31 protein-coding genes and 1 other RNA gene are annotated in these 26,854 nt (G+C 65.0%); 20 read left to right on the top strand and 12 right to left on the bottom strand.

Annotation, left to right across the window (positions count from 1 at the left end; all coding sequences use genetic code 11):
* Positions 1–63: 63 nt before the first annotated feature.
* Positions 64–1,734 (bottom strand): BCCT family transporter, encoded by a 1,671-nt coding sequence (locus KJP29_RS11850; protein ID WP_218463760.1) that lies wholly within the window; start codon positions 1,732–1,734, stop codon positions 64–66.
* Between the two features lie 73 nt (positions 1,735–1,807).
* On the bottom strand, positions 1,808–2,209 hold the full coding sequence (locus tag KJP29_RS11845; protein ID WP_370630869.1) for a universal stress protein: 402 nt from the start codon (positions 2,207–2,209) through the stop codon (positions 1,808–1,810).
* On the opposite strand from KJP29_RS11845, the gene KJP29_RS11840 reads away from it, so the two are divergent.
* The gene (locus KJP29_RS11840; RefSeq protein WP_218465007.1) at positions 2,202–2,339 is read left to right on the top strand and encodes a hypothetical protein; all 138 of its coding nucleotides are present in this window, start codon (positions 2,202–2,204) and stop codon (positions 2,337–2,339) included. The genes KJP29_RS11845 and KJP29_RS11840 overlap by 8 nt on opposite strands.
* A gap of 140 nt (positions 2,340–2,479) precedes the next feature.
* Here KJP29_RS11840 and acuI read toward each other — a convergent pair whose 3' ends face one another.
* Positions 2,480–3,472, bottom strand: coding sequence for an acryloyl-CoA reductase (gene acuI / locus KJP29_RS11835; RefSeq protein WP_218463758.1), 993 nt, complete (start codon positions 3,470–3,472; stop codon positions 2,480–2,482).
* A gap of 92 nt (positions 3,473–3,564) precedes the next feature.
* Between acuI and ssrA the strand changes: the two genes are divergently transcribed.
* The 8 genes from ssrA (at position 3,565) to KJP29_RS11795 (ending at position 10,208) form a co-directional block, all read left to right on the top strand.
* Positions 3,565–3,915, top strand: a transfer-messenger RNA (tmRNA) gene (gene ssrA / locus KJP29_RS11830).
* A 197-nt stretch (positions 3,916–4,112) separates the two neighbouring features.
* Positions 4,113–4,916: a sulfurtransferase/chromate resistance protein gene (locus tag KJP29_RS11825; protein ID WP_218463757.1), complete on the top strand. Its 804-nt coding sequence runs from the start codon at positions 4,113–4,115 to the stop codon at positions 4,914–4,916.
* A complete protein-coding gene (chrA, locus tag KJP29_RS11820; protein ID WP_370630868.1) occupies positions 4,913–6,112 on the top strand; it encodes a chromate efflux transporter in 1,200 nt (399 codons plus the stop codon). The genes KJP29_RS11825 and chrA overlap by 4 nt, the downstream gene beginning before the upstream one ends.
* A 99-nt stretch (positions 6,113–6,211) precedes the next feature.
* Complete coding sequence (locus tag KJP29_RS11815) at positions 6,212–6,712, top strand: SspB family protein (protein ID WP_218463756.1); 501 nt, start codon at positions 6,212–6,214, stop codon at positions 6,710–6,712.
* 84 nt (positions 6,713–6,796) lie between these two features.
* Positions 6,797–7,351, top strand: coding sequence for a class I SAM-dependent methyltransferase (locus tag KJP29_RS11810; protein WP_218463755.1), 555 nt, complete (start codon positions 6,797–6,799; stop codon positions 7,349–7,351).
* Between the two features lie 60 nt (positions 7,352–7,411).
* Positions 7,412–8,803: a class II fumarate hydratase gene (fumC, locus tag KJP29_RS11805; RefSeq protein WP_218463754.1), complete on the top strand. Its 1,392-nt coding sequence runs from the start codon at positions 7,412–7,414 to the stop codon at positions 8,801–8,803.
* A gap of 115 nt (positions 8,804–8,918) precedes the next feature.
* Positions 8,919–9,821 carry an AEC family transporter gene (locus tag KJP29_RS11800; protein WP_218463753.1) on the top strand — a complete coding sequence of 301 codons (903 nt, stop codon included), beginning with the start codon at positions 8,919–8,921 and terminating at the stop codon, positions 9,819–9,821.
* Positions 9,822–10,001: 180 nt separating this feature from the next.
* The gene (locus tag KJP29_RS11795) at positions 10,002–10,208 is read left to right on the top strand and encodes a cold-shock protein (RefSeq protein ID WP_218463752.1); all 207 of its coding nucleotides are present in this window, start codon (positions 10,002–10,004) and stop codon (positions 10,206–10,208) included.
* Positions 10,209–10,280: 72 nt separating this feature from the next.
* Here the strand turns inward: KJP29_RS11795 and KJP29_RS11790 are convergent, their stop codons facing one another.
* From KJP29_RS11790 to purQ, 3 genes are all read right to left on the bottom strand, one after another.
* Complete coding sequence (locus KJP29_RS11790; protein WP_218463751.1) at positions 10,281–11,612, bottom strand: sigma-54 dependent transcriptional regulator; 1,332 nt, start codon at positions 11,610–11,612, stop codon at positions 10,281–10,283.
* Between the two features lie 74 nt (positions 11,613–11,686).
* Positions 11,687–13,474 (bottom strand): ATP-binding protein, encoded by a 1,788-nt coding sequence (locus KJP29_RS11785; protein WP_218463750.1) that lies wholly within the window; start codon positions 13,472–13,474, stop codon positions 11,687–11,689.
* A 36-nt stretch (positions 13,475–13,510) separates the two neighbouring features.
* The gene (purQ, locus tag KJP29_RS11780; protein WP_218463749.1) at positions 13,511–14,179 is read right to left on the bottom strand and encodes a phosphoribosylformylglycinamidine synthase subunit PurQ; all 669 of its coding nucleotides are present in this window, start codon (positions 14,177–14,179) and stop codon (positions 13,511–13,513) included.
* Positions 14,180–14,370: 191 nt separating this feature from the next.
* Here purQ and KJP29_RS11775 point away from each other — a divergent pair, with 191 nt between their 5' ends.
* Positions 14,371–15,486, top strand: a complete 1,116-nt coding sequence (locus KJP29_RS11775; protein WP_218463748.1) for a sensor histidine kinase — start codon at positions 14,371–14,373, stop codon at positions 15,484–15,486.
* Between the two features lie 56 nt (positions 15,487–15,542).
* Here KJP29_RS11775 and purS read toward each other — a convergent pair whose 3' ends face one another.
* The 3 genes from purS to KJP29_RS11760 all read right to left on the bottom strand — a co-directional run bounded on the left by purS (position 15,543) and on the right by KJP29_RS11760 (position 17,199).
* Positions 15,543–15,773 carry a phosphoribosylformylglycinamidine synthase subunit PurS gene (purS, locus tag KJP29_RS11770; protein ID WP_218463747.1) on the bottom strand — a complete coding sequence of 77 codons (231 nt, stop codon included), beginning with the start codon at positions 15,771–15,773 and terminating at the stop codon, positions 15,543–15,545.
* Positions 15,774–15,784: 11 nt separating this feature from the next.
* Positions 15,785–16,549 (bottom strand): phosphoribosylaminoimidazolesuccinocarboxamide synthase, encoded by a 765-nt coding sequence (gene purC / locus KJP29_RS11765; RefSeq protein WP_218463746.1) that lies wholly within the window; start codon positions 16,547–16,549, stop codon positions 15,785–15,787.
* A gap of 137 nt (positions 16,550–16,686) precedes the next feature.
* Entirely contained in the window at positions 16,687–17,199 is a 513-nt protein-coding gene (locus KJP29_RS11760) for a hypothetical protein (protein ID WP_218463745.1), read from the bottom strand.
* Positions 17,200–17,384: 185 nt separating this feature from the next.
* Here KJP29_RS11760 and KJP29_RS11755 point away from each other — a divergent pair, with 185 nt between their 5' ends.
* The 4 genes from KJP29_RS11755 (at position 17,385) to bmt (ending at position 21,831) form a co-directional block, all read left to right on the top strand.
* A complete protein-coding gene (locus KJP29_RS11755; protein WP_218463744.1) occupies positions 17,385–17,699 on the top strand; it encodes a DUF1476 domain-containing protein in 315 nt (104 codons plus the stop codon).
* Positions 17,700–17,831: 132 nt separating this feature from the next.
* The gene (locus tag KJP29_RS11750; RefSeq protein ID WP_218463743.1) at positions 17,832–18,620 is read left to right on the top strand and encodes an alpha/beta fold hydrolase; all 789 of its coding nucleotides are present in this window, start codon (positions 17,832–17,834) and stop codon (positions 18,618–18,620) included.
* Between the two features lie 142 nt (positions 18,621–18,762).
* Entirely contained in the window at positions 18,763–20,730 is a 1,968-nt protein-coding gene (locus KJP29_RS19440) for a phosphatidylglycerol lysyltransferase domain-containing protein (protein ID WP_218463742.1), read from the top strand.
* 84 nt (positions 20,731–20,814) lie between these two features.
* Positions 20,815–21,831 (top strand): betaine--homocysteine S-methyltransferase, encoded by a 1,017-nt coding sequence (gene bmt, locus KJP29_RS11740; protein WP_218463741.1) that lies wholly within the window; start codon positions 20,815–20,817, stop codon positions 21,829–21,831.
* A 17-nt stretch (positions 21,832–21,848) separates the two neighbouring features.
* On the opposite strand, the gene KJP29_RS11735 is transcribed toward bmt, so the two are convergent.
* Positions 21,849–22,205, bottom strand: a complete 357-nt coding sequence (locus KJP29_RS11735) for a GFA family protein (RefSeq protein ID WP_218463740.1) — start codon at positions 22,203–22,205, stop codon at positions 21,849–21,851.
* Positions 22,206–22,225: 20 nt separating this feature from the next.
* Positions 22,226–23,305 (bottom strand): PA0069 family radical SAM protein, encoded by a 1,080-nt coding sequence (locus tag KJP29_RS11730; protein ID WP_218463739.1) that lies wholly within the window; start codon positions 23,303–23,305, stop codon positions 22,226–22,228.
* A 152-nt stretch (positions 23,306–23,457) separates the two neighbouring features.
* On the opposite strand from KJP29_RS11730, the gene KJP29_RS11725 reads away from it, so the two are divergent.
* From KJP29_RS11725 to KJP29_RS11705, 5 genes are all read left to right on the top strand, one after another.
* Entirely contained in the window at positions 23,458–24,159 is a 702-nt protein-coding gene (locus KJP29_RS11725) for a B12-binding domain-containing protein (RefSeq protein ID WP_218463738.1), read from the top strand.
* Positions 24,160–24,270: 111 nt separating this feature from the next.
* Positions 24,271–24,447 (top strand): hypothetical protein, encoded by a 177-nt coding sequence (locus KJP29_RS11720; RefSeq protein WP_218463737.1) that lies wholly within the window; start codon positions 24,271–24,273, stop codon positions 24,445–24,447.
* A gap of 47 nt (positions 24,448–24,494) precedes the next feature.
* Positions 24,495–24,710 carry a hypothetical protein gene (locus tag KJP29_RS11715; RefSeq protein WP_218463736.1) on the top strand — a complete coding sequence of 72 codons (216 nt, stop codon included), beginning with the start codon at positions 24,495–24,497 and terminating at the stop codon, positions 24,708–24,710.
* Complete coding sequence (locus KJP29_RS11710; protein ID WP_218463735.1) at positions 24,707–25,021, top strand: YbjQ family protein; 315 nt, start codon at positions 24,707–24,709, stop codon at positions 25,019–25,021. Before KJP29_RS11715 ends, KJP29_RS11710 begins: the two co-directional genes overlap by 4 nt.
* Entirely contained in the window at positions 25,018–25,647 is a 630-nt protein-coding gene (locus tag KJP29_RS11705; RefSeq protein ID WP_218463734.1) for a DUF1638 domain-containing protein, read from the top strand. The genes KJP29_RS11710 and KJP29_RS11705 overlap by 4 nt, the downstream gene beginning before the upstream one ends.
* Positions 25,648–25,774: 127 nt before the next feature.
* Here the strand turns inward: KJP29_RS11705 and KJP29_RS11700 are convergent, their stop codons facing one another.
* Entirely contained in the window at positions 25,775–26,185 is a 411-nt protein-coding gene (locus KJP29_RS11700; protein ID WP_218463733.1) for a SufE family protein, read from the bottom strand.
* A 159-nt stretch (positions 26,186–26,344) separates the two neighbouring features.
* Here KJP29_RS11700 and KJP29_RS11695 point away from each other — a divergent pair, with 159 nt between their 5' ends.
* Positions 26,345–26,821 (top strand): hypothetical protein, encoded by a 477-nt coding sequence (locus tag KJP29_RS11695; protein ID WP_218463732.1) that lies wholly within the window; start codon positions 26,345–26,347, stop codon positions 26,819–26,821.
* Positions 26,822–26,854 lie beyond the last annotated feature (33 nt).

Raw genomic sequence — 26,854 nt, 5'->3', positions numbered from 1 at the left:
GCGGATGAAGAAAAACCCCGGCAGGATTTCCCGCCGGGGTCAAAGGTTTAGCGAGAGGTCGGCTTACTCCGCCGTTACACCCTCGGCGAGCTTGACCGATCGCCGCTCGGACGCGAGGCCCCGCCAGATCGCATAGCACATGATGAGAAGCACGACCGTGAACGGCAGGCCCGTCGAGATCACCATGGACTGGAGCGAGGCGAGACCGCCCGCCGACAGCAGGAGCACGATGGCAACCGCGCCTTCGAAGATGGCCCAGAACACGCGCTGCGGCACGGGCGCGTCGACCTTTCCGCCCGCCGTGATCGTGTCGATGACCAGCGAACCGGAATCCGACGAGGTCACGAAGAACACGATCACCAGCACGATCCCGATGAGCGAGGTGAGCCCCGCCAGCGGCAGAACGTCGAGCATCTTGAAGAGCTGCAACGGCAATTCGGCATCCTGCGCGGCGGTATAGCCGTCCTGCACGACCTGCTGGATCGCAGTGCCGCCGAAGACCGTCATCCAGAGCACGCAGACCAGCGACGGGACGAGAAGCACGGCGATGATGAACTCGCGCACGCTCCGGCCCCGCGACACGCGGGCGATGAACATGCCTACGAAGGGCGACCAAGAAATCCACCAGGCCCAGTAGAACGAGGTCCAGCCCTGCATGAAGTTCACGTCCTCACGACCGACCGGGTTGGACAGCGCCGGCAGATACTGAAGATAGGCACCGAGGTAGTCGAAGAACCCGGTCGCAACAGCCACGAAGCTGCCCACCAAGAGCACGAAGATCAGCAGCAGGAACGCAAGCCCCATGTTGATTTCCGACAGGATCTTCACCCCGCCATCAAGGCCTCGCACCACCGAGATGATTGCGATGGCCGTGATCCCGGTGATCAGGAGCACCTCGACGGTGTTGTTGATCGGCACGCCGAAAAGCTCGTGCAGCCCCGCATTCGCCTGTGTCGCCCCGAAGCCGAGCGAGGTCGCAAGGCCGAAAAGCGTGGCAAAGACCGCAAGCACGTCGATCACATGGCCCCACCAGCCCCAGACACGCTCGCCCAGGATCGGGTAGAAGGCCGAGCGGATCGTCAGCGGCAGACCCTTGTTGTAGCTGAAGAGCGCCAGCGCCAGCGCGACCACGGCATAGATCGCCCAAGGGTGCAGGCCCCAGTGGAAAATCGTCGCCGCCATGCCCAGCCGGACCGCCTCGGAAGTGTTGCCCTCGGCCCCGCCCAATGGCGCCCAGTCGGTGCGCACACCGTCTTCCACGGTGGTGCCGCCCAGAGCGGTCGAGAAATGCGTCATGGGCTCGGACACACCGTAGAACATGAGGCCGATCCCCATGCCCGCCGCGAAGAGCATCGCGAACCATCCGACATAGCCGTAGTCGGGTGTGGCGTTCACGCCGCCCAGACGGATGTTGCCCATCGGCGTCACGATGAGCAGAAGGCAGAACAGCACGAAAATGTTGGCCGCACTCAGGAAGAACCAGTCGAAACCCTGTGTCACCCAGGAAAACATCGCCGAAAAGGCGGCGCCGGCCTGTTCCGGCAGTGCCAGCGTGTAGAAGACGAAGGCCACGATCGCGAGGCCGGAAATCGCGAAGACCGGGTTGTGAATATCGAGCCCGAAGGGCCCAATCGACGTGCTTATGTTGTCCTGACCGATCTCATAGTCTGTCTCGATCACGTCAGAATGGCCTTCCGGGGCTGGAATGCCTTGCGTTTCCTCAGTTTCGCTCATGCGCGTTTCCCTTCACCTGTTGTTCTCGTTCGCGTGTGGTTTTCGTTTGCCTGTGTCGGGCCCCCTGCCGCGGTCACCCGTCCCGCACGACCATGATCGAACAGGAGGCATGCGCGGCGACCTTGCCGCCATTGGAGGGCCAGACGTAGTCGACCAGCGCGGGGATATGGCTTTGCATCACGATCAGATCCGGTTTCAGGTCTTTCGCCGCCTTGAGAAGCGCGTCGTCCATCTCGGTGCTCGGATCATGCGAGGTGACAGCATGGCTGAATGTGGTGAGGCCGGTGCGCTCCGCCTGTTCGGTGGCGAAAGTAGCCAACCGGTCGGCGTATTCCTCGGGATTGTGCCCGAGGGCGCCGGGTTCCGCGCCCGTCACGCCCACGAAGGTGAGTTCGGCACCGTAGTGCCCAGCAAGGTCTGTAGCGACCTGCAAGGCTCGTCCCTGCTTGTCCACATGGGCCAGATCAATGGCCATCATGATCTTCTTGAACATCGCTCCCCTTTCGCGCGTCTTCGTCGAACGGCGTCTGGAGGCGCTCAGGCAGGGACCCGTCGCTGCGGACGAGCAGGCTCAGGATCCCGATCGCGACGCCCCCGCGCCCTGATTGCGATTCAGTCAGTCACCTGACCTTGCGGACAGGCGCCTGCGACAAAGGGTAGCGGAAAACGGCTTGATTTGGAATGAAAAAGTCCGTTCGCGACGCTCGCGTCGCAAACGGACCTCAAAACGTCGGAGGTGCCGCGCTCAGGCGTTCACATCCACCACCACGCGGCCTTTGACCTGACCTTTCAGGATATCGGCTCCCAGTTTCGGCAGATCCGAAAGCGTCGCGGGCTGCACCATCGATTCGAGCTTGTCCATCGGCAGGTCGGTCGCGATGCGTTCCCAGGCCCGCAGGCGCCCCTCGTAGGGTTTCATCACGCTGTCGATGCCAAGAAGGTTCACCGCCCGCAGAAGGAACGGCACCACGGTCGCAGGCAACGCCGCACCACCGGCGAGGCCAACCGCGGCGACGGAGGCACCGTATTTCATCTGACCCAGAACCCGGGCAAGCATCTCGCCTCCGACCGCATCGACGCAACCTGCCCAAGTTTCGCTTTCCAGCGGGCGTTTCACGGTTTCGTTCAGGTCCTCGCGCGCCACGATCCGCGACGCCCCGAGGTCGCGCAGATAGGCTTCGGTCTCGGGCCGGCCGGTGACCCCGGCCACCTCGTAGCCCAGATGGGCGAGGATCGCGGTCGCCACGCTGCCCACGCCGCCGGCGGCGCCCGTCACCAGCACCTCGCCCTTCTCTGGCGTCAGGCCGTGATCCTCGAGCGCCATGACGGCAAGCATCGCCGTGAAGCCCGCCGTGCCCACGGCCATCGCCTGTTTCGTGCTCAGCCCATCAGGCAACGGAACGAGCCAGTCGGCCTTGACCCGCGCTTTCTGGGCATAGCCGCCCCAATGCATCTCACCCACGCGCCAGCCGGTCAGGACGACCTTGTCGCCGGGCTTGTAGCGCGGATCGTCCGAGGTCTCGACCGTGCCGGAAAAGTCGATCCCCGGCACATTTGGGTACTTGCGCACGAGCCCACCGCCCTTGGCCGACAGGCAGAGCCCGTCCTTGTAGTTCACCGTGGAGTAGTCCACCGCCACCGTCACGTCGCCTTCGGGCAGCGCGCTCTCGTCGATCTCGGTGATTTCTGCGGTCGCCAGCCCTTCGTCGTTCTGGACCATCATCAGCGCGTTGAACATCGGTGCCTCCCTCGTTGCAGATACGATTCATGGACGTGGTAACGGCGTCGGGAGGCAATGAGAAGGGCTCGAGCGAAACGCGGCGCCACATCCCCCTTTTCAAGTGCGTCCCCTCTGCCTATATCTGTCTCGTTCCTTCGGGGACTATGGACATAAACGCGCTCGTAATACGCGGATCGGACCCGGGGGCGGTACCCGGCGGCTCCACCAAAATCCCTTCGTTGGGGGGTTCTGGGGCCGAAACAGGATCGACGAACGTCTAAAGGGGTTAGCTTTGTCCCGGTGAGATACCACCGTTATCGGTTCACAATGCATAATTGCCAACGACAATCGTGCTCCGGTCGCTCTCGCTGCGTAAGCGGTGAGAAAAACCGAAATCTAAGCCCTTGCGCCTAGCAGCGTAAGGCGGGGTTCGCAGGTACCTGGCAACAGAAACCTGCACCTTACTGCCTCCCGCATCGACTTTTCCAGCCCGCGCCGACGGTAGTCTGGTCACGCCCGATTTCAGGACAACTCCCCCTGCGCGATCCTTGACAGACCCTTCAGGTGTCCGTCATCTAAACCCCATGGGGTTCGAAGCGAACACCCCGTGAGGCGCAAGCCGGACGTTCGCATGGTCACTTCCCTCATAGGAGCCGCCATGCCCGCGCCGGAGCATATCACCCCCGCCCAGCTTAACCGCCTCGTCGGCACGCCCGACTGCCCGGTCCTCCTCGACCTTCGGACCGACGAGGATGTCGCGGCCCATCCCGCGCTGATCCCAACCGCGCGCCGGGTCATGTCATCCGATGTGCTGGACGAGGTGCCCGGCCTCGTTGGCAGACGCGTCGTCGCGCTCTGCCATGGTGGGCGCAAAATCAGTCAGGGGGCAGCTGCGCTCCTTCGAAGCCGTGGCATTGCCTGCGAGGTTCTCGACGGCGGGACCGAGAGATGGCGGGCACTGCCCGACGCGCAGATGGTACCGCTCGCCACGCACCCCGGTCGCGGATCGGTCTGGGTCACGCGGCACCGGCCCAAGATCGACCGTATCGCCTGCCCGTGGCTCATCCGCCGCTTCGTCGATCCTGAAGCCGTGTTTCTTTTCGTCGAACCTGCTGAGGTCATGGCGGTCGCCGAGCGCTTTGGCGCGACACCGTTCGACGTGGCGGACGTACCCTTCAGCCATCGCGGACCGGGATGCACCTTGGACACGATGATCGAGGTCTGGACCCTCGAGACCCCCGCGCTGTCCCGGCTGGCGACAGTCGTTCGCGCGGCCGACACGAACCGTCACGACCTCGCCCCAGAGGCCGCCGGGCTCCTTGCTCTCTCGGTCGGTCTGTCGCGCCAGTTCAAGAGCGATCTGCATCAGCTCGACGCGGGTCTCGCACTCTATGACGCGCTTTATCGCTGGGCACGCGACGGCCAGGGCGAAGGGCACGACTGGGCGCCGGAGGGCAAATGATGCAGGGTTACCGCGACCTGGTCGCCGCCTTCACCAAGATCGGCCTCCTGTCTTTCGGCGGGCCGGTGGCGCAGATCGGCGTCATGCACCGGGAGCTTGTCGAGCAGCGCGGCTGGCTCACCGATGACCAGTTCTCGCGCGGGCTGTCGTTCTCCATGCTGCTACCGGGTCCCGAGGCGATGCAGCTTTGCACCTATGCCGGCTGGCGTCTGCGCGGCATCTTGGGCGGCCTGCTCGCGGGAGCGCTCTTTGTGCTGCCGGGCGCGGTCTTCATGGCGGCGATCACGCTGGCCTACCTGCGCTGGGGCAACCTTCCCGCCATCGCACCCGCCTTCCTTGGCATCAAGGCCACCGTGGTCGTGGTCGTGGCCCAGGCGCTGGCCCGGCTCGTCAGGAAGAACCTCACCTCTACACCGGCGCGCCTTGTCGCACTCGCGGCTTTCGCGCTGCTGCTGGCGGGGCTCCCCTTCCCTTTCGTCGTACTCGGCGCCGCGACCTTCGGCTATGTCCGCGCCACGGGCACCGCGCCGCTGGAGATCCCGGTCGGTCAGGCCACGATGACCGCCCTTTTCTGGGCGCTCCTCTGGCTTGCGCCGATCGCGGCCCTCTACGCCACGCAGACTCAGCCCATGGCCGACCTCATCGGCTTCTTCACCCGGCTCGCCGCCTTTTCCTTCGGCGGCGCCTATGCCGCGCTCGCCTGGATGAGCCAGGCCCTCGTGGAAACCCACGGCTGGCTGACTCCCGCCCAGATGCTCGACGGACTGGGGCTCGCGGAGACCACGCCGGGCCCGTTGATCCTCGTCACCCAGTTCGCCGGGATGGTGGCCATGGCCGAGCACGGCACGGGCGCGGTCCTCGCGGCGGGCGCGCTCACCCTCTGGGCGATCTTCGTGCCCTGTTTCGGGCTCGTCTTCACCTTCGCCCCCGCCCTCGACAGCCTGACCACGCACCCGAGGCTCTCCGCCGCGCTGTCGTCGGTTTCGGCCGCCGTCACCGGTGTGATCGGTGCGCTTGCGCTCTATTTCATGGGCCACACGCTGTTTCCCGGTGGCCTCTCGCTTGCAGGTGCGGCACCCGAGGCCTTCGCTCTCACCACCCTGGCCGCACTCCTGCTCATCGCCCTGCGCTGGCCGCTTCCGGTGACATTGCTTTTCCTGGCCGGAGCCGGGGGGCTTCTGGGTTGGCTCCCCTGATTTCGCTCTGCCCAAGGCCCGGATCAAAACCCGTCGGCCCCCACTTTCCATCGCCTCCGAATCCCGTATGGTGAAGGAAAAGGGCCTTTGAGGAACAAGATGTCGCGGTCGATAGATTATGGAAACCTGATGCACGAGGCCATGCGCGGCCTCATCCGTCAGGTATTGACCGACGTGGCGGACCACGGCCTGCCCGGTGCGCATCACTTCTTCATCACCTTCGACACCATGCACCCCGACGTGGAACTGGCAGACTGGCTCTCGGACCGCTTCCCCGAGGACATGACCATCGTCATGCAGCACTGGTTCGACGACCTCCAGGTGGGCGAGGATGGCTTCGCCGTCACGCTCAACTTCGGCGACAACCCCGAGCGCATGTTCATCCCCTTCGACGCGATCCGCACCTTCGTGGATCCCTCGGTCGAATTCGGTCTGCGGTTCGAAACCCAGGGCGACGACGAGGACGAGGACGACGAGGTCGATGCCGAGGTCGAAAGCCTGTCCGACAAACGCACGGCGCCCAAGGCCAAGAGCAAGTCGGAGGACGCGCCCAAGAAGGACGCGGACGTGGTCAGCTTGGACAGTTTCCGCAAGTCCTGAGCGTTACCAAAGCTTCACAGCTCCGTCACACGCCCGACACCGCCCCGGTGTTCCTACTGGCCAACCGCCAGAGGAGTTCCGCGCATGTCCACCGCCCGCCTGTTCCTGAAGGAAACCCTTCGCCGCCCCGCCGAGGTCGTGGCCATCGCGCCTTCCTCCCAAGCGGTCGCCCGCAAGATGACGCGCGGCCTCGAGACCGTCGAAGGTCCCGTGGTTGAAATCGGACCCGGCACCGGCAGCTTCACGCAGGTCATCCTCGCCCGCGGCGTCGCGCCCTCGCGTCTCACGCTGCTCGAAACCAACGAGAACTTCTGTCGCATCCTGCGCGAACGCTTTCCCGGCGTCCGCGTTCTCAATCGTCCGGCACAGGACATCCGCAAGATCGGCCTCACCGACGTGGGCGCGGTCATCTCGGGCGTGCCCGTTCTCGCGCGCCCACAGATCCAGCGCGAGGTGGTGGGGCGCGCCATGGACATCATGGCACCCGGCGGCTGGTTCAGCCAGATCACCTACTCGCCCCGCGCCCCGATTTCCGCCGCGATGCAGGCAGAGCTTGGTGTTACCGCTAGCTACCGTGGCATGGTCTGGGCCAACCTGCCGCCCGCGCATGTCTTTGCATTCCATCGTATACAGCATTGACATTGAACCTTGGAAAACAGGTGCTATGAAGGCCCCGACAACGCATCGGAGGCCTTTCCCATGACCCAGACCCGCACCGAGACCGACAGCTTCGGCCCGCTCGAAGTTCCGACCGATAAATACTGGGGCGCGCAGACCCAGCGTTCGCTGATGAACTTTCCCATCGGCTGGGAAAAACAGCCCGTCGCCATCGTGCGTGCTCTGGGCGTGATCAAGAAGGCCTGCGCACAGGCGAACAAGGCCTCGGGCGATATGGACGCCACCATCGCCGACGCGATCATCGAGGCGGCTGGCGAGGTGATCGAGGGCAAGTTCGACGACAACTTCCCGCTCGTCGTCTGGCAGACCGGGTCGGGCACCCAGTCCAACATGAACGCGAACGAGGTCATCTCGAACCGCGCGATCGAGATCCTTGGCGGCGAGATCGGGTCGAAAAAGCCCGTCCACCCCAACGATCACTGCAACATGGGCCAGTCGTCCAACGACACCTTCCCCACCGCGATGCATATCGCCGCCGCCATGATGGCGCGCGACGTGCTCATTCCGGGGCTCGAGAAGCTGCACAAGGGCCTCGTCGCCAAGTCCAATGAGTTCAAGGACATCATCAAGATCGGGCGCACCCACACGCAGGACGCCACACCCCTCACGCTCGGGCAAGAGTTCTCGGGCTACGCCAAGATGATCGAGAACGGCATCGCGCGGATCAAGCTCGCACTCCCGGGGATTTACGAGCTGGCGCAGGGCGGCACCGCCGTCGGCACCGGCCTCAACACCCGTCCCGGCTGGGGCGAGGATGTCGCGGCGAACATGGCCGAGATCACCGGCCTGCCCTTCGTGACCGCGCCGAACAAGTTCGAGGCGCTCTCGGCCCATGACGCCATGGTGTTCATGTCCGGCGCCATCGCGACCACGGCGGGTGCTGCCTACAAGATCGCCAACGACATCCGGTTCCTGGGCTCCGGCCCGCGCTCGGGCCTCGGCGAGTTGATCCTGCCGGAAAACGAACCCGGCTCGTCGATCATGCCCGGCAAGGTGAACCCGACGCAGGCCGAGGCGCTCACGCAGGTCGCCGCCCACATCATGGGCAACGACGCCGCGATCAAATTCGCAGGCTCGCAGGGGCACTTCGAGCTTAACGTCTATAACCCGATGATGGCCTACAACCTGCTCCAGTCGATGCAGCTTCTGGGCGACGCCGCCGACAGCTTTACCGAGCGGATGCTGAACGGGATCGAGGCCAACGAGGCGCGCATCGAGAAGCTGATGAAGGAAAGCCTGATGCTGGTGACGGCGCTCGCCCCCACCATCGGCTACGACAACGCCACCAAGGTCGCCAAGACCGCGCATAAGAACGGCACGACCCTGAAGGAAGAGGCGATTGGCCTCGGCTTCGTGGACGAAGAGACGTTCGACCGCGTGGTCCGGCCCGAGGATATGATCGGGCCGAAGTAAGCCCTGTCCGAGATCACGAACGGCGCGCCCCACCCGGCGCGCCGTTTTCGTTTTGGGCGGACTGGCCCGTCCCCGCGCAGCCTGCTAACCCGGTGTCAACGACCCGGAGTCCCCCTTGCTCTTCACCACCATCTGGCCCCTCTTCGCGCTGATCGTCCTTGGCTTTGGCCTCGCCCGCGCGGGGTTTCCGAGCCGGGAGTTCTGGGCCTCTGCCGAGCGGCTCAACTACTACACCCTGTTCCCGGCGCTTCTCATCACCAGCCTCGTGCGCGCGCCGATGGGGGACCCCGCGATCCTGCGACTTGGCGGCGCGGCGGTGGTCACTATACTTGTCGCCACGGCGCTCATGCTCGCCGGCCGCGCGCTGCGCCCGACACCGCCCTCCCGCTTCGGCCCGGCGCTGCAAGGCGTGATCCGCTTCAACACCTACCTCGGTCTCGCCGTCACCGGGAGCCTCCTGGGCACCGAGGGGCTGACCCGTGCCGCCGTTTACCTCGCTGTCGCTGTGCCGCTGGTGAACGTCATCTCGATCTTCGCGCTCACCGACGGGCGCACGCTCAGGCGTCCCGGGATGCTGGCCAGGATGCTGCTCACCAACCCCCTGATCCTGGGCTGTCTCATCGGTGCGACGCTCGCCCTCTCGGGCATCGGCCTGCCCTTCGGAACTGACGGCTTTCTCGATCTCCTCGCCCGGGCAAGCCTGCCACTCGGGCTTCTTTGCGTGGGCGCGGCGCTCCAGCCCGCGACGCTCAGGCGCGAGATCGGGGTTCTGGCCGGGAATGCCGCGCTGCGCCTCGCTGCGCTGCCCGTCCTTGCCTTTGGCATCGGCTGGGCGCTCGACCTGCCCGAGACCGAGGCGCTGGTCCTCGTGATCTTCTCGGCCATCCCCACCGCGACCTCCGCCTATGTCCTGACCCGGCAGATGGGTGGCGACGGCACATTCATGGCAGGCATCGTCACGCTCCAGACCCTCGCCTCGGTCGTCACGATTCCGCTTGTCCTGCTGATCCTCGGCTGAACCCGGCTGCATTGCCGCCTGCCCTTCAAGGCCGATTGAAGCGTGTGAAAACCTGCGCTATGGTGGGGGTGCTACGTTACCGACCGCCTACTGTCTCCTTCACCGGCCCAGTCTGCTTCTTCGCTCTGACAAGCCGAGCTGCCACATACCGTGGGCAGCATATCAATAGGAGACAACACGATGGCCAATGGCACCGTGAAATGGTTCAATGCAACGAAGGGCTTCGGCTTCATCCAGCCGGAAGACGGCGGCAAGGACGTGTTCGTTCACATCTCTGCGGTCGAGCGCGCCGGTCTCACCGAGCTCCCCGACGGTCAGAAAGTGACCTACGAGCTTCAGTCGGGCCGCGACGGCCGCGAGTCGGCTGCGAACCTCTCGCTCGCCTGAACCTGAGCACCACGGAATACGAAACGGCGGACCGAAAGGCCCGCCGTTTTGCATTTCCGGCATCGCATCCGGTCAGAGGTAATCCGACCGCTGCAATCCGTATTTCGCCATCTTTTCGTTGAGCGTCCGGCGCGGCAGACAGAGCTCTTCCATTACGCCCACAATCGACCCCTTGTGACGGCGCATCGTGTTGTCGATGAGCATGCGTTCGAAGGCTTCGACGTATTCCTTGAGCGGCTTGCCCTCGGTCGTCACCACCGGCGAGACGTCGTCGTGGTCGTTCATCAGGAGCGACGAGATCGTTCCCGTGCCGCGCCGCGATTGCAGCACCGCGCGTTCGGCGATGTTGATGAGCTGACGGATGTTGCCGGGCCATGGTGCCTGGAGAAGCTGGGCCGCCTCCTGCGCCGAGACGCCCGGTGCGGGGCAGCCGTATTCCTCGGCGAAGCCGTCGGCGAAGCGGGTGAAGAGCATGAGGATGTCCTCGCCCCGCTGGCGCAGCGGCGGCAAGGTGATCGTCATGGTCGCGAGCCGGTAGAACAGGTCCGGTCGCAGGCAGTCCTCGCAGGTCTTGCCGGCTTCCTGAAGGTTGCAGACCGCGACCACGCGGGTTTCGGGCGGCGTGCCCTGATCGTTCATCCAGGACAAAAGCTTGGCCTGAAGCGCATGCGGCAGGGCCTCGATGTCCTCGAGCACAAGTGTTCCGCCGCGCGCCTCTTCCACGAGCGGCAGCTGCCCGCCCTCATCCATGGGACCGAAGAGCTTCTTGCCCAATTCGTCCTCGTCCTGTCCGGCGCAGCGCACCACGACAAATTTGCGCCCGGTCTTGGCCCCCACCGCATGAAGCGCATGGGCGACGAGCGTCTTGCCCGTCCCGGTCTCACCTTCGATGAGCACGTGACCTTCGGCCTGGCCGATGTCGAGGATATCCTCGCGCAGCCGCTCCATCAGGGGACTGGCTCCCACGAGCTTCTTCATGATGGTCGTGCCGTCGCCAAGCTCGCGGCGCAGGATGCGGCCGTCGAGCGTCATGCGCCGGTTCTGGGTGGCCTTCTTGGCGAGCTCCGTCATCCGGTCCGGATTGAAGGGCTTTTCGAGGAAATCGTAGGCGCCGACCCGCATCGCCTCCACCGCCATGGGCACGTCGCCGTGGCCGGTGATCATGATGACGGGAAGCGCGGAGTCCACGCTCATCAGCTTCTTGAGAAACTGCATCCCGTCCATTCCGGGCATCCGGATATCCGAGATGACCACACCAGGGTAATCGGTCCCCACCGTCTTGAGTGCTTCTTCAGCCGAGGGAAAGGTTTCGGTATCGAAACCCGAGAGCGCGAGCCATTGGCTGATCGACTGGCGCATATCCTGTTCGTCGTCGACGATCGCTATTTTCATTGCCTGTGCCATGATTGGTTATGTACCCTCCGCGCCCCGTTGGGGCCTACATCCGGGTCCATCCCACCCGGCCTTCGCCTGTTCTCTTATTCTGCGGCTTGAACGCCGCTGTCGTTTTGCTTGTTCCTGTCCTTCAAGATAGGAAGTTCTACCTCGAATACAGCCCCCCCGGCAGTTCCGTTGCGCGCGGTCAGCCGTCCGCCGAAGTCGGTCACGATACCCGACGAGATGGCGAGGCCAAGTCCGACCCCGTCGCCCGGCGCCTTGGTCGTGTAGAAGGGTTCGAACAACTGGTCGAGGTCCGCGACCCCCGGCCCGTTGTCACGCACCGAGATCCTGACCTGATCGCCGCCGGTCAGGAGGATATCCACCTGCGGATCGTCGATCGTCTTTGTCGCGTCGATGGCGTTGCGCATAAGGTTGATCAGCACCTGCTCGAGCCGCACATTGTCGCCCATGACCATCACCGGCTCACGCGGCACGTTGCGGGTGATGCGCACCTGCCGGCGCTTGAGTTGCGGCTCCATCATCGACAGCGCCGAGGAGATCGACTGGCGCACGTCCATCGGCTGGAAGGCATCGCCCCCCTTGCGCGCATAGGACTTGAGCTGCTTGGTGATCGCGCCCATCCGCTCGATCAGATCGTCGATCCGCTGGAAGGACGACAGTGCCTCTTCGGGACGCTTGCGCTGCAACAGGAGCTTCGCCCCCGCCAGATAGGTCTTCATCGCGGCGAGCGGCTGATTGAGCTCATGGCTCACCGCCGCCGACATCTCGCCCAGGGCCGCGAGTTTCGAGGATTGCTGGAGCGTCTGCTCGGCCACCTGAAGGTTCTCTTCGGCTTTCTTGCGTTCGCTCATTTCGCTCTGGAGCCGGTCGTTCAGCTGGCGAAGCTCCTCGCTTTCCAGTTGGAAGAACCGGGAGGCCGAGGTGGCGCGCCGGCTCATCACGTAAAAGCCAAGAGCGAGCAGGATGGCAAAGGCCATGATTTCGAGCGCGAGGACGCCGTTCACGCGCTCGCGGACCGAAGCATATGTGGTGAAGCTCGTCATGCGCCAGCCCTGGAACGGGATACGTGCGTCCTGGCGCATTACGTCGTCGCCGGCGAAGAAGGCCTCCGACGGCAGCGCGGCCCATTCGGCGGTCTTGTTGAGCGCGGTCTCGATGGCCGAGGGCGCTGGCATGACGTTCAGCGCCTCGTTCTCGGGCAGCCCGCGCCAGCGCGGTTCGGTGGTCAGGATCACGGTGCCGGTGCTGTCGGTCACGAAGACCGCGTCGGAGATTCCGGCCCAGCTTTTCTCGAATTTGGTCAGATCCACCTCGACCACGATCACACCGATCAGCGCGCCGCCGTTGGTGATCTTGCGGGAATAGGCGAACTGATAGCCGCCCGCTTCGGTCTGGGCCGTGGTGAACACCGTATCCGACGCTCGGAGCGCTTCCACGAAATAAGGCGACTGGCGGTGCTGCGACCCCAGCCGTTCCCGGTCCGAAGCCGCCACCGCGCGCCCGCCCTGATCGAGAAGCAGAAGCGACGCGGCGCCGATTTCGTCACGGTAGGAGATCAGGCGTTGCGAGGAATTGAGGTAATCTTCCGACGACAGCGCCGAAATGAAGGCCGGGTCGCGCGACAGGAGCAACGGCACCACGGAATTGCGCTGAAGCTCGGACAGGAGGTTCCCGGAATAGAGCGCGAGCCGAAGCTCGGCTCGTGCGCGGGTGCTTTCGGTATAGCGTTCGGTCAGGAGCTTGTTCGAGACCCAGACGACGGCGATGGCCGCTGCCAGCGCCACGACGATGGCAATCCGTCCGACGAGCCCGATGGGCGCCGGTTGCCGCAACTGCGTGCTCTCGGTGTCGTCCCGATCCGTCATGAAACAGTCTTACGCCCCGCCGGGCGCGCGCTCAAGTCAGGCGGAGACAAGCCCCTGCGCGAGCGAGCGGAACATTGCCACCCCGTCGGTGCCGCCATGAAGCGCGTCCACAGCGCGCTCGGGGTGCGGCATCATCCCCAGCACCCGGCGGTTCGCGGACAGGATCCCCGCGACATCGCCGACCGAGCCGTTGGGATTCTCGGCATAAGTGAAAGCCACCCGGTCCTCGCCGCGCAGGCGGGCAAGGCCCTCGTCGTCGATGGTGTAGTTGCCGTCATGATGCGCCACGGGGACCGAGATCACGTCGCCCGCGTTGTATCCGGCGGTGAAATCCGAGGCGGAGGTCTCGACCTTCAGGTCCACGGGCTTGCAGATGAACTTGAGGTTCGCGTTGCGCATCAGGGCCCCTGGCAGAAGCCCCGTCTCGGTCAGAACCTGGAAGCCGTTGCACACGCCCAGCACGTAACCGCCGCGTTCGGCATGTTTCTTGAGCGATGCCGAGATCGGGGATTTCGCCGCGATGGCCCCGCAGCGCAGGTAATCGCCGAAGGAAAAGCCGCCCGGTACGCCGACGATGTCGAGCCCATCGGGCAGCGCCGTGTCCTTGTGCCACACCATCGTGACATCGGCACCCGCACGCTCGAAGGCGACGGCCATGTCGCGGTCGCAGTTGGAACCGGGGAAGACGATGACGGCAGCTTTCATGAGACGCACTCCGATCGGATCAGGACGGGCTGGATATGGCCTGCTGATAGTCCCCCACCCGGACCGGGTCAAGCCGCTGGCCGGGGCTGCGAACTCTATTGCGTAGCCAGAGTATCGGTTATAGCGTCCGGCCCGGTGACGTGCCTTCCGATCAACCCCTCAACGCGACAGCGCCGACCCGGAACCCCGACATGACCTCCACGCCCCCGCTGCCGCCCGAACCGACGGGCAATGACCATCGTCTCGACAAGCTCGAGGCGCTCTGCATCCTCGACAGCGACCCTGAACCGGGCTTTGACGAGATCACCGAGTTCGTCGCCCGCGTCTGCGAGGTGCCCACCGCGCTCGTGTCGCTCGTGGACCGGGACCGCCAGTGGTTCAAGGCACGCACGGGGTTCGACGGATCGGAAACCAGTCTCGATCGTTCGGTCTGCGCCTATGTGGTGCTCGAGGACGACTTTCTCGAAATAATGGACCTCTCGCAGGACCCGCGCACCCGGCTGAACCCGCTGGTAACGCAGAAGGACGGCATCCGCTTCTACGCCGGCGCGCCGCTCCGGCTCTCGACCGGCGAGGTCATGGGGGCCCTCTGCGCGATCGACGTTGTGCCCCGGCAATTGACCGGCATGCAGCGCGAAACCCTGCGCGTCATGGCCCGTCAGGTCGTCGCCCAGATGGAGCTGAAACAGGCCGTGCAACAGGCCGAGATGCTCAAACGCGAAGTCGACCACCGGGTCAAGAATTCGCTTCAGTCGATCTCGGCCCTAACCCGCATCCAGGCCCGCAAGACCAAGAGCGACGAAGTGCGCGCCGCCCTCACGCAGGTGCAATCGCGCATCGAGATGGTCGCGGCCCTTCACGAACAACTCTACAAGACGAGTGCCAGTCACGAGATGAACCTCGGCGCCTTTGTCGAAAAGGTCGGCGTGATCCTCGGGGGCACCGCGCCCGCGAATGTCTCCATCGTCACCACCTGCGACCGCGCCATGGTCACCGCCGAGCAGGCGAGCGCGGTGGGCGTGATCCTGAACGAATTCGCGTCGAACTCGATCAAACACGCCTACCCTGAAGGGCGCGATGGCACGATCCGCTTCGACGGGAGGCTCGTCGACGGCGACACCTTCGTGCTCGAAATGTCAGACGACGGCGTCGGCATGGGGGCGGTGTCGCATACCACGGGCATCGGGCTTGCCGTAATCGAAGCCTCGGTGGCGCAGCTGGGCGGTGCATGGGAGCCGGTCTTTGGCGGCATCGGCACCTCCGCGCGACTTCACTTCCCACTCAAACAGACGCCCGCAAGCGCCTGATCGAAAACAAAAAGCCGCCCGTTTCGGGGCGGCTTTCTGCTTGGTCGCGCCGGAGGTCACGCCATGTGGATCGCGTAGCTCTCGATCACCGTGTTGGCGAGAAGTTTCTCGCACATGTCCTTGATCGTCGCCTCGTCGGTGCCCTCTGCCACGTCGAGCTCGATCACCTTGCCCTGACGCACGCCCTCCACGCCCTCGAAGCCGAGCGAGCCCAAGGCATGACGCACCGCTTCGCCCTGCGGATCGAGAACCCCGTTCTTCAGCATCACGTCCACACGCACTTTCATCGCCCGCTCCTTCAGTTGATCAGCTTCGGCTTCGCGCCGGTATGGGTCACGTTGGTCGGCATGACGCCCAGTCGCCGTGCGACTTCGGTATAGGCATCGGTGAGCGACCCCAGATCGCGGCGGAACACGTCCTTGTCCAGATGCGCACCGGTTTCCACGTCCCACAAGCGGCAGCTGTCCGGGCTGATCTCGTCCGCCACGATGAGCCGCATGTAGTCGCCTTCCCAGATCCGCCCGATCTCGATCTTGAAATCGACGAGCTTGATGCCGACGCCATGCATGACGCCCGACATGAAATCGTTCACCCGAAGCGCCAGTGCCACGATATCGTCGAGGTCCTGCTGCGAGGCCCAGCCGAAAGCAATGATGTATTCCTCGGGCACCAGCGGATCGCCGAGCGCGTCGTCCTTGTAGGAAAACTCGATGATCGGACGCGGCAGCGGCGTGCCTTCCTCCAGACCCAGACGCTTGGCCATGGAGCCGGCGGCGAAGTTGCGCACGATCACCTCGAGCGGAATGATCTCGACTTGCCGGATGAGCTGCTCGCGCATGTTGAGGCGCTTGATGAAATGCGTGGGCACCCCGATGTTGGCCAGCCCCGTCATGAAGAACTCGGAGAGCCGGTTGTTCAGCACGCCCTTGCCTTCGATGGTCGCCTTCTTCTCGGCGTTGAAGGCGGTGGCGTCATCCTTGAAGTACTGGACCAGCGTTCCCGGCTCCGGGCCTTCATAGAGAATCTTCGCTTTGCCCTCGTAAATCTTCTTGCGACGCGCCATCGGGAATATCTCCTTGCCGCGCGAACCGACCGCACGGATGTCCGCGCCCTCTTAGACCAAGGTGGGCACAGGAGCAAGCGGCGCAAGGGCCGGAAAGCGACCCGGCCCCGAACGGGTTCGGCTTTGTCCGGTCGTCCTCAGTCCGCCCAGGTGGTGCCGAAAAGATTATGGTCTTCGGCAATAAGGTCGGCATCATCGTCCTGAATGCCCATGGCCAGTTGCATTTCCATGAGAAACAGGACGTCCCCGATTTGGAAAGTCGGGTTGTAGCGGGCCATGTCCATCGCGAGGGACAACGCGAGACGCCGCTCCGTCATCGTCAGTTCGACGACGGCGGCGCGCATCACGGGATCGAAGCCCTCCGCCTTGATCCTGGCCGCGATATCCTCGGCCAGGTCTTGCGACGTATCCACTCCCAGCGCCTGAAACACCGGCGTCGTGGCGCAAAGCGCGGCAAGCACGCCGGCCTCTTCGCTGCGAAGCACGCCATCTGGCGCAGCGATGGCGACCGGCATGGTCAGTATCGCGCGGATCGCGTCCTTACCGGGCTGGTGCCGCGCGTCGGAAGCGGACCGCGGCGCTGCGGTCCCCACGGACAGAGCCTCCGCGATGCGGGCATCGTTGAAGTCGCTCAGGAATCCCATCGTCATATACCTCTCCACTCGTTCAGGTCTGTCTCGCAGGAGACAACGGCCCGAATGTGGCCAAAGCATGTGGATTCTTAGTTAACCAAACTGCCCAAACCGCATCCGGCAGTGCTACCGGGTCTTGCGGCAGCGCCCCCGAGCGGGCATATCGGTCCCGACCGCCAACCATCGGCCAAGGGACGAGAGACATGAGCACCTTCGACGACCGCGAGAACGCCTTCGAAAACAAATACGCCCACGATCAGGAAATGCAGTTCAAGGCAGAGGCCCGCTGCAACAAGCTCCTCGCGATCTGGGCCGCCGGGCTGCTGGGCAAGACCGGGGAAGACCTCGACGCCTATATCAAAGAGGTGATCAAGGCCGACTTCGAGGAAGCCGGACACGAGGACGTGGTGCGCAAGGTGGCCGGGGACCTGGGCTCCAAGAGTTCGGCCGACGAGGTGCGCGCCCAACGCGTGGTCTTCCTCGCCGAAGCCAAGGCCCAGTTGATGGGCGAAATTTGATCAAATAAAAACCGTTCGGTTTCAGGGGCGTGCAGTGATTTGCGCGCCCTTTCTGTATGCTTTGTCCAAAAATTTTTTGAACCCGATGGACGATATCCGTGTTATTTCCTGACAACATCGACAGGTGACGCCATGCACACGGAAGGACGCAAGATAACAACTGCCGGAGCGCAGCTCCATGTTCAGACCTCGGGCGACCCGAACGGTCGCACGATGCTGTTCCTGCACGGAGGTGGTGGAACGCTCGCCGACTTCGAGCCGCTCATGGAAGATTTTTCGGATTTCCACTGCGTCCATCTCGACACCCGCGGTCACGGGAAGTCGACAAGTGGCGGTCTTGGACAAAGCTATGCGCAATTGGCAGACGACGTCGAGGCGTTGATCCGCGCGATGAACTTGCACCGCCCGGCGCTTATCGGCCATTCCGACGGAGGCGTCGCCGCTCTCGAAGTCGCCGCCCGGGGCCATGTCGCCCTCGGCGGCATCGTCACGATCGGGGCACACCGCTATGTGCCCAACCGAAAGGTGCGCGACAAACTCTGCGCGATGACCCCGTCAGACTGGCGATCCCAGTACTCGGAAGGGGTCTCGCTCTACGAGCGTCTGAACCCGGAGCCCGACATGGACGGGCTGTTCCGCCAACTGGTCGCCATGTGGTGCGACGAGACCCCGGGGGCCTATCCCGGCGATCGCACCACCCGCATCCAATGTCCCGCGCTTATTCTGGGCGGGGAACACGACCATCTGGTCAGCGTGGACGAGACTATCGACCTCGCCCGGTCGATCCCCGACGCGCATCTGGGCATCATCCCCTACTCCACGCACGCCATGCACGATGAACAGCCCGAGCGTGTCTCGCCCTTCATCTGCGACTTCATGCTGTTTCTCGAAGATGAACCGATGGAGCGTATCGCCGGCTGAGCGAACTTTGTGCCCTCGCCGCCCACCGTGCCCGTTAACCTGACCTTAGGTGGCAGAGGCTAACGTCGCCCCGACGAACGGGAAGGGGCGACAGAGGATGGGCAATTGGCCGCCGAAGCAATCGGGCCTTCATGGGGCGCGTGTGTCCGACGATGACGACGGCTCACCCGGGACGGTCGGTGGGTTCGCTGCGACCTCCACCGCGCCACGAATCTCCCCCGCGCGGCTCTTCCTACGCCAACTGCCACCTCTCGGCGTCATTCTGGTTCTGACCCTTCTTCTGCGCCACCGTATTGCCGATCTCGATGTTGGCCATATCTTCGAGGCGCTCGCCACCGTCTCCCCGCTTCAATGGGCGCTCGGCATCGGCTTCACGGCACTGAGCTTCTGGTCGCTCGGGCGCTACGACGTGGTCGTCCACCGGCTCATCGGCGCGGGCACCGATCCCGGCCGCGCTGCCCAAAGCGGCATGGCGGCAATCGCCTTGGGTCAGACAATCGGCATGGGCGCGATCACCGGCACCTTCGTGAGGTGGCGCCTGCTGCCCGGTCTCGGGCTTCTCGACGCGACGCGCATCTCGGTCATCGTGTCATTGTCGTTTCTCGCCGCCTGGGCCGTTGTCACGGCGCTCACCGTCGCGACGGTCGGTGCAGCCCTGCCCCATGGCCGCCTATGGTCGGCGCTGGTCCTTGGCGCGGCTGCGGCGCTCGTGATCGTCTCGGTCTGGCGGCCCGGCGTGCTGGCCCGGCTGCCTTTGCCACCCCTGCGCGCCATGGGGCTCATCCTTGTCTTCACGGCCATCGACACGGCGGCGGCGAGTGCCGCGCTCTGGTCGATGCTTCCCGACGGTCTGAGCATCGCGCCCGGCACGCTCTTTTCTGCCTATCTCCTCGCACTCGGCGCGGGGCTCGTCCTGACCACTCCCGGTGGCGTCGGCCCGTTCGAGGTCGCGCTGCTGGCGCTTTTGCCCGAGGTGCCCGCAGAGCCCCTCCTCGCCGCCGTCCTCGCTTATCGCGCCGTCTACTATACGCTGCCTGCCTTGATCGCCGCCATCTTCCTCGCCCGCCCGCCGGCCCGGGTTCCGGCCTCCCGCACCAGCGGCATAACCCTGGCCGCTGTGGTTGCCGACCACCTGCCCCTCAAGGTCGAGGCCGCGCTCGATGCCGCCCCCCGAGCCGAGGCCGCGCTCCTGCGGCACGGACGTTTCGCGCTCCTGTGGAATCGGCGACACTGGCCATTGGCCCTCGTCGCGCGGAGCGGCCAAAGCCTTGTCATGCTGGGCGATCCTCTGACCCGCGAGGGGGCGGAGGAATCGCTCACCGGCCTTTCGGAGCGGGCACAACGGGGCTTTGCCGCCCCCGTCCTTTACAAATGCGGCGCGCGACTTGCCCAAGGTGCCCGATCCCGCGGCTGGAAGGTGCTTCCCATCGCGCGAGAAGGCTGGATCGACCCGCGCGGGTTCTGCGCGGATGGGCCAGACCGGCGGACCCTGCGGCGCAAGCTGCGCAAGGCCCGCGCCGCCGGGCTGTCCCTGACCACCGTGTATCCCGGCGAAGCGACGCCCCTGCCGCTTGACGACATGGATCGTATCGCCGCCCGGTGGCGCGCGGCCCGCGGCAAGGAACGGGGGTTTTCCATGGGCGTCTGGGACCCCTTGGTCCTGCGCCACGCGATGATCGTGCTCGCACACGACAAGCAGGGCCACCTGCGCGGCTTCGTCACCTGCCACATGAACCGAAACGAGGCGACGCTGGACCTCATGCGCCAGGACAGCGATCCGCCCGACGGTCTCATGCATCTGCTCGTCTTCACCGCGATCGGGGCGGCGGGGAACGCGGGTCTCAAGCGGTTTTCGCTGGCCTCCGTCCCCCATGGCGCGACCCAGGGCGAGCCTCGCATCCTTAGGCGCCTGCGCCGCGCTCTTGACGGTGCCAGCGGCGCCGAGGGATTGCGCCAGTTCAAGGCCGCCTTCGCGCCCACTTGGGAAACGCTCTACCTTTCCGCGCCGACTCGCGCTGCGCTGGTCCTTGGCGCGATCGACATCCTGCGGGAAATCACCCTCAGGGAGGATCGGTCACACCCGGCGCAACGACCGCGCGCGTGGGGTTGACCCTGATTGAACCCGCGCCACATTCATGGCACGAGGGGCGCGACCACGACGCTCGCACGACCTCGCCCCATGAAAGGCCCGCATATGACCCAGAACGCGCTCTCCAAATTGCTCGAGACGAACGACTGGCTCATGGCCGACGGGGCGACCGGGACCACGCTTTTCAACATGGGGTTGACCTCTGGCGATGCGCCCGAGATGTGGAACGTCGAACACCCCGACCGCATCCGCGCGCTCTACAAGGGCGCGGTGGACGCGGGTTCGCATATCTTCCTGACCAACAGCTTCGGTGGCACCGCTGCGCGCCTGAAATTGCACGACGCCCAGAACCGCGTGGGCGAACTCAATCGCATCGCGGCCGAGCTTGGCCGTGAGATCGCCGATGCCGCCGGTCGCACCGTCGTTGTCGCGGGCTCCATGGGACCCACGGGCGAAATCATGGAACCCATGGGCCCGCTGTCCTATGACGGCGCGGTCGAGATGTTCCATGAACAGGCCGAAGCGCTGAAGGAGGGCGGGGCCGACGTGCTCTGGGTCGAGACGATTTCCGCGCCCGAGGAATACAAGGCCGCCGCGCGCGCCGCCGAACTGGCCGACATGCCATGGTGCGGCACCATGAGCTTCGACACCGCCGGGCGCACCATGATGGGCGTGACGTCGGCCGCCTTCGTCAAGCTCGCCGAAGACCTGCCCAATCCGCCCCTCGGCTTTGGCGCGAATTGCGGCGTCGGCGCTTCGGACCTCTTGCGCACCGTGCTGGGATTCAAGACCGCCGGGGCCACGATTCCGACCATCGCCAAGGGCAACGCGGGCATCCCGAAATACGTCCACGGCCATATCCACTACGATGGCACCCCCGAACTCATGGCCGACTATGCCGTCCTGGCCCGCGACTGTGGCGCGACCATCATCGGCGGCTGCTGCGGCACGACCACCGAACACCTCCGCTCCATGCGCGAGGCGCTGGAAACCCGCCCGCGCGGCGACACACCGACGCTCGAGGCGATCGAGGCGGCGCTCGGCGGCTTCTCCTCGGCCTCCGACGGCACCGACGACAAGGGCCCCGCGCCCCGCGAACGCCGGGGACGTCGCCGCGGCTGACCGCACCCAGTGACGGCTCAGGCCGAGGCGCCGTCGTAGTGCTGCGTCTTCAGACTGCGCGGATCGACACCGTCCAGGCAATTGACGTTGACCGCCGTCATGTCGGTGCCATCCGGCATCTTGCCATAGGCGAAACTCTCGATCCCGCAGGTCGCGCAGAACAGATGCTGGATCGTCTGGCTCGCAAAGCGATACTCGGTCACGGCATCTTCACCCTTCAGAAGCGTGAAGGCCCCGCGCGGCGCGAAGGCGAGCGTGAACCCCATCCTTTCGCAGCGCGAGCAATTGCAGGTCACCGCGCCTGCCAGATCCAGGTCGACCTCATAGCGCACCGCCCCGCATTGGCAGCCGCCGGTGTAGTGATCTTCACTCATTGTCCAGTCCTCCAATCCTCTCAGAACAACTCGAGCTGTGCCGAAGGTTCCCGCGGCACCCGAAACTTGTCCAGACAGAGACCCGGCAAACGCTCCTCGAACCCCAGCCGCGCCTTCGCCACATCGAACCGTCGCGCGATGAGATCGGCATAAACCCCCTCGCCCCGCATCCGCTTGCCAAAGGCCGGGTCATAGTCCCGGCCCCCGTGCATCTCGCGCAGATGCCCCATGATCCGGTTCGCCCGGTCCGGGTAATGCTCGGCCAGCCAGGCCTGAAACAGCGCCGACACCTCGAGCGGCAGCCGGAGCAGGATCCAGCTTGCCGCCCGCGCCCCGGCCTCGCGCCCCGCCGCCAGGATGGCCTCGAGCTCCGCATCCGTCAGCCCCGGTATCATCGGCGAGGCCATGACCCGCACCGGCACACCGGCCTGTGTCAGAGCGCGGATCGTTTCGAGCCGCCGCGCAGGCGTCGGACAGCGCGGCTCCATCCGCCGCGCAAGATTGCGGTCGAGCGTCGTCACCGAGATGCCCACGTGGACGAGCCCCTCGGCCGCCATCGGTGCCAGCAGATCAAGGTCGCGCTCAATCAGCGTGCCTTTCGTCACGATCCCGACCGGATGCCGGTGCTCCCAGAGCACTTCCAGCACCTCGCGCATGACCCGCATACGACCTTCTATGGGCTGATAAGGGTCGGTATTCGTCCCGATCGCGATGGTCGCGGGCCGGTAGGACTGCCGGGCAAGCTCGCGCGCCAGCACCGCCCCGATCCCCGGCCGCGCCACCAGCCGCGTTTCGAAATCGAGCCCCGGTGACATCCCGAGCCAGGCATGGGACGGCCGCGCAAAGCAATAGACACAGCCATGCTCGCAGCCACGATAGGGGTTTATCGACCTGTCGAAAGGCACGTCGGGCGATGTGTTCTTCGTGATTGCCGAGCGCGGCACCTCCAGCCGCACTTCGGTGCGCAACCCCGGTTCGACCTCCCGCGCCCAGCCGTCGTCGACCTCGACCCGCGACAGGCGTTCGAAACGTCCGGTCTCGTTTGACCCGACCCCGCGCCCGCGTCGGCGCGCCTTTTCGATTCCCTGCAACTCGCTCATGGCTCAAATATAGAACAAAACAAGAACGAATGCCAGCACCTGCCGCAGGTCGCCCGCGAAACGCCGAATGTCGCAAATAGCGGGCATTGCCGGGGCAAATCACCGCATGTAAGGACTGACCCAACTGCGCGAACCCATCGGAGGACTTCCCCATGGCAGACGAAGACGACATCATTCTGTCAGAGCTCGAGGACGACGATCTCGTCGCCCAGATGATGGATGACCTTTACGACGGCCTGAAGGACGAGATCGAGGAAGGCACCCATATCCTCCTCGAGCGCGGCTGGACCCCCTACAAGGTCCTGACCGAAGCACTCGTCGCGGGCATGACCATCGTGGGCCACGACTTCCGCGACGGCATCCTCTTCGTGCCGGAAGTGCTTCTCGCTGCCAACGCGATGAAGGCGGGCATGGCGATCCTGAAGCCGCTCCTTGCCGAAACCGGCGCGCCGACCATCGGCAAGATGGTCATCGGCACGGTCAAGGGCGACATCCACGACATCGGCCAGAACCTTGTCACCATGATGATGGAAGGCGCCGGGTTCGAAGTGAAGAACATCGGGATCAACAACCCGGTCGAAAACTACGTCGCCGCCTGCGACGAATTCGACGCCGACATCCTCGGCATGTCCGCGCTTCTGACCACGACCATGCCCTACATGAAAATCGTGATCGACCATCTCGTGGCCGAAGGCCTGCGCGACAAATACATCGTCCTCGTGGGCGGCGCGCCCCTGAACGAAGAATTCGGCAAGGCCATCGGTGCTGACGCCTACTGCCGCGATGCCGCCGTGGCCGTCGAAACAGCCAAGACCTTCATGGCCCGCAAGCACAACCAGCGCGCCGTCGGTTGACCACCATTCCCGGGCTTGCCCCGGGGCCTTGCATGCTCATCCCGCCCCGGGCTTGACCCGGGGCCGGTCCGCGCCCACCTCTGCCAAGACCTTCAGGACCGGTGACAGGCGATGCCGCGCAAGATCTTCCTCGCAACCCTCGCGCTTCTCACCGCAAGTCTCGCAGGATATGTGCTGATCGAAGCCATCATCACCGATCACCTGACGCAACAAGTGATCTACGCGCTTCTGCCTCTCGTGCTCCTGTGCACCCTCGCGGTGAACGCACTCAGGAAACCCCGCGATTGACGCCGGCCCCCTGCCTCCCCATCTTTCCCAGAGGAATAGGAGAGCCAATGCCCACCGACAAATTCGTCCTCATCCTCGTGATCGTCATCGCGGCAGCCGGGGCGACGGTCTGGATCGGCACACTGGTGGCGGCCTCTGTCGAGATGCCCCTGGGGTGGTTCGGCCTCGTCCCGGTGGCGCTCGTTGTCGCGATCCTTTGGCGCATCATCGCTGAGCGCCTCGGCAATCGTGACGACGACAATTACGACCGGATCGAGAAATGATCATCGTCACCACCGACAGCGTGCCCGGCCGCGACATCGCCCGGACCTTCGGCCTCGTGCGCGGATCGACGGTGCGCGCCAAACACATCGGGTCGGACATCGTTGCGAGCCTGCGCAACCTCGTGGGCGGCGAGGTGAAGGAATACGCCTCCCTCCTCGCCGGCGCCCGCGAACAGGCGATCGACCGCATGATCGCCGAGGCCCGCGCCCTCGGGGCCGACGCCATCGTCGGCGCGCGGCTCGAGACCTCCACAATCACCCAGGCCGCGAGCGAGATCCTCGCCTATGGAACCGCGGTGAAGCTGGCGTGACCGACCTCACCGACGCCGCCCTCACGAACGATGGTCTCGCCCCAAGTGGCGAAGGCCGTGTGCTCGTCGTCGCCTGTGGCGCACTGGCCCGGGAAATCATCGCGATCCGCGACGCGAACGGCATGGATCATCTCGACCTCACGTGCCTGCCCGCGATCCTCCATAACCGCCCGGACAAGATCGCCCCGGCCCTCGACGCGCTCCTCACCGCCGAAGCCCCGGCCTACAGCGGCGTCTTCGTGGCCTATGCCGATTGCGGGTCCGGCGGCGAGATCGCGAAAACCTGCGATAAACACGGCGCGGCGATGATCGCAGGGCCGCATTGCTACAGCTTCTTCGACGGCAACGACCGCTTCGCCGCCCGCGACGAAGTCACCGCCTTCTACCTTACCGATTTTCTGGCCCGCCAATTCGACGCCTTCGTGACGCGTCCCCTGGGCCTCGACCGCCACCCGGAGTTGCGCGACGCCTACTTCGGGAACTATGAGACCCTCGTCTATCTCGCCCAGACCGATGATCCGGCCCTCGACGCGGCCGCCGAAGCCGCTGCCCGCACATTGGGCCTCGCCTACGAGCGCCGCTTCACCGGCTACGGCGACCTCGCCACGGCCCTCGCCCGGCTCTGACGCCGCCTCTTCACTGCTTCAGAAATACCTCGGGGGTGTGGGGGCAGAGCCCCCACGGGATAACGGGGGTTTGGGGGCAGAGCCCCCAACCGGTCGGATTTCGGCGCAGCCGAAATTCGAACCGCGGTCAGGCCGCCTCGAGTGCCAGCTTGTTGATCCGCTGGATCATCGCCTTCAATCCGTTCGACCGCTGCGATGACAAGTTGTCCTCGAGCGACAGGCGCGCAAGTTCCGCCTTGGCGTCGATCGCCGGGACTTCGGCCACCGGCACGCCGTTGTAGAGCGCGCCCAGCACCGCGATCAGCCCGCGCACGATCAGCGCGTCCGAATCTCCCCGGAACCGGAACACGCCCCCCTCGATCTCGGGAAAGAGCCAGACCTGAGACGCGCAGCCGTCCACCTTGGTCGCGGGCACTTTCAGCCCTTCCTCGAGCGGAGGCATCGCCTTGCCCATGTCGATGACCAGCCCGTAGCGGTCTTCCCAGTCGTCGAGAAACTCGAAATCCTCAACGATCTCTTCGAATGCACCCGTGGCCATGTCGCTTCCCCGCAGCTCTGTCGTCGCGCGGCACATGCGCGCCCCGCCCTTGAACCCCGGAGGTAAGCCCGCAAGGGCCAAAGGTCAAACCCCGCGCGTTTCGGGTTTTCAAACGCCGCGCTTTCGGCTAGTCAATTTGGCAGGATCAGGGGGACACACATGATTTTCCGTGCCATCGCCACCACCACGCTACTGGTTGCGCTTTCCGGCTGTTCGGGCGGCGGCGGTTTCAATCCCCTCAATCTCTTCGGACCCAAGTCCGACACGCAGCTCGTCGTGCTCGAGCCGGAAGAAGGCTGGGATTACGCGGGACAGGATTATCGTGGTCCGATCCAGCAGGTCACGCGGCTGGCCGTCGAACGCGCTTCCGGTGGCGTCATCATTCGGGCCGAAGGTGTGCCGGCGACGCTGGGCTACTGGGACGCCGATCTCGTGGCCGAGAATAACGAACAGCCGGACAATGGTGTCATGACCTATACCTTCAAGGTAGCCCCCCCGGTCTGGCAGGAACGTCAGGGCACGCCCTATTCCCGCACCATCACCGTTGCGCATTATGTCTCGGATGTCCGTCTGGGCGACACGCGCACGATCCGGGTGGTCGGCGCGACCAACAGCCTGTCGTCGGGCCGGCGCTGACCCCGGGCGGGACACCGCTTCACGGCATCTGTG

Source organism: Maritimibacter sp. DP1N21-5 (genome assembly GCF_019218295.1).
Lineage (GTDB): Bacteria > Pseudomonadota > Alphaproteobacteria > Rhodobacterales > Rhodobacteraceae > Maritimibacter.
Note: the sequence above shows the minus strand (reverse complement) of the source record. Positions and strands in the feature narration are given on the sequence as shown.

Excerpts from the sequence above, each read along its gene's own strand:
- KJP29_RS11850 (WP_218463760.1), bottom strand. The coding sequence starts at position 1,734 with ATGAGCGAAACTGAGGAAACGCAAGGCATTCCAGCCCCGGAAGGCCAT.
- KJP29_RS11840 (WP_218465007.1), top strand. The coding sequence starts at position 2,202 with ATGGCCATCATGATCTTCTTGAACATCGCTCCCCTTTCGCGCGTCTTC.
- KJP29_RS11845 (WP_370630869.1), bottom strand. The coding sequence starts at position 2,209 with ATGGCCATTGATCTGGCCCATGTGGACAAGCAGGGACGAGCCTTGCAG.
- acuI (WP_218463758.1), bottom strand. The coding sequence starts at position 3,472 with ATGTTCAACGCGCTGATGATGGTCCAGAACGACGAAGGGCTGGCGACC.
- KJP29_RS11825 (WP_218463757.1), top strand. The coding sequence starts at position 4,113 with ATGCCCGCGCCGGAGCATATCACCCCCGCCCAGCTTAACCGCCTCGTC.
- chrA (WP_370630868.1), top strand. The coding sequence starts at position 4,913 with ATGATGCAGGGTTACCGCGACCTGGTCGCCGCCTTCACCAAGATCGGC.
- KJP29_RS11815 (WP_218463756.1), top strand. The coding sequence starts at position 6,212 with ATGTCGCGGTCGATAGATTATGGAAACCTGATGCACGAGGCCATGCGC.
- KJP29_RS11810 (WP_218463755.1), top strand. The coding sequence starts at position 6,797 with ATGTCCACCGCCCGCCTGTTCCTGAAGGAAACCCTTCGCCGCCCCGCC.
- fumC (WP_218463754.1), top strand. The coding sequence starts at position 7,412 with ATGACCCAGACCCGCACCGAGACCGACAGCTTCGGCCCGCTCGAAGTT.
- KJP29_RS11795 (WP_218463752.1), top strand. The coding sequence starts at position 10,002 with ATGGCCAATGGCACCGTGAAATGGTTCAATGCAACGAAGGGCTTCGGC.
- KJP29_RS11790 (WP_218463751.1), bottom strand. The coding sequence starts at position 11,612 with ATGGCACAGGCAATGAAAATAGCGATCGTCGACGACGAACAGGATATG.
- KJP29_RS11785 (WP_218463750.1), bottom strand. The coding sequence starts at position 13,474 with ATGACGGATCGGGACGACACCGAGAGCACGCAGTTGCGGCAACCGGCG.
- purQ (WP_218463749.1), bottom strand. The coding sequence starts at position 14,179 with ATGAAAGCTGCCGTCATCGTCTTCCCCGGTTCCAACTGCGACCGCGAC.
- KJP29_RS11775 (WP_218463748.1), top strand. The coding sequence starts at position 14,371 with ATGACCTCCACGCCCCCGCTGCCGCCCGAACCGACGGGCAATGACCAT.
- purS (WP_218463747.1), bottom strand. The coding sequence starts at position 15,773 with ATGAAAGTGCGTGTGGACGTGATGCTGAAGAACGGGGTTCTCGATCCG.
- purC (WP_218463746.1), bottom strand. The coding sequence starts at position 16,549 with ATGGCGCGTCGCAAGAAGATTTACGAGGGCAAAGCGAAGATTCTCTAT.
- KJP29_RS11760 (WP_218463745.1), bottom strand. The coding sequence starts at position 17,199 with ATGACGATGGGATTCCTGAGCGACTTCAACGATGCCCGCATCGCGGAG.
- KJP29_RS11755 (WP_218463744.1), top strand. The coding sequence starts at position 17,385 with ATGAGCACCTTCGACGACCGCGAGAACGCCTTCGAAAACAAATACGCC.
- KJP29_RS11750 (WP_218463743.1), top strand. The coding sequence starts at position 17,832 with ATGCACACGGAAGGACGCAAGATAACAACTGCCGGAGCGCAGCTCCAT.
- bmt (WP_218463741.1), top strand. The coding sequence starts at position 20,815 with ATGACCCAGAACGCGCTCTCCAAATTGCTCGAGACGAACGACTGGCTC.
- KJP29_RS11735 (WP_218463740.1), bottom strand. The coding sequence starts at position 22,205 with ATGAGTGAAGATCACTACACCGGCGGCTGCCAATGCGGGGCGGTGCGC.
- KJP29_RS11730 (WP_218463739.1), bottom strand. The coding sequence starts at position 23,305 with ATGAGCGAGTTGCAGGGAATCGAAAAGGCGCGCCGACGCGGGCGCGGG.
- KJP29_RS11725 (WP_218463738.1), top strand. The coding sequence starts at position 23,458 with ATGGCAGACGAAGACGACATCATTCTGTCAGAGCTCGAGGACGACGAT.
- KJP29_RS11720 (WP_218463737.1), top strand. The coding sequence starts at position 24,271 with ATGCCGCGCAAGATCTTCCTCGCAACCCTCGCGCTTCTCACCGCAAGT.
- KJP29_RS11715 (WP_218463736.1), top strand. The coding sequence starts at position 24,495 with ATGCCCACCGACAAATTCGTCCTCATCCTCGTGATCGTCATCGCGGCA.
- KJP29_RS11710 (WP_218463735.1), top strand. The coding sequence starts at position 24,707 with ATGATCATCGTCACCACCGACAGCGTGCCCGGCCGCGACATCGCCCGG.
- KJP29_RS11700 (WP_218463733.1), bottom strand. The coding sequence starts at position 26,185 with ATGGCCACGGGTGCATTCGAAGAGATCGTTGAGGATTTCGAGTTTCTC.
- KJP29_RS11695 (WP_218463732.1), top strand. The coding sequence starts at position 26,345 with ATGATTTTCCGTGCCATCGCCACCACCACGCTACTGGTTGCGCTTTCC.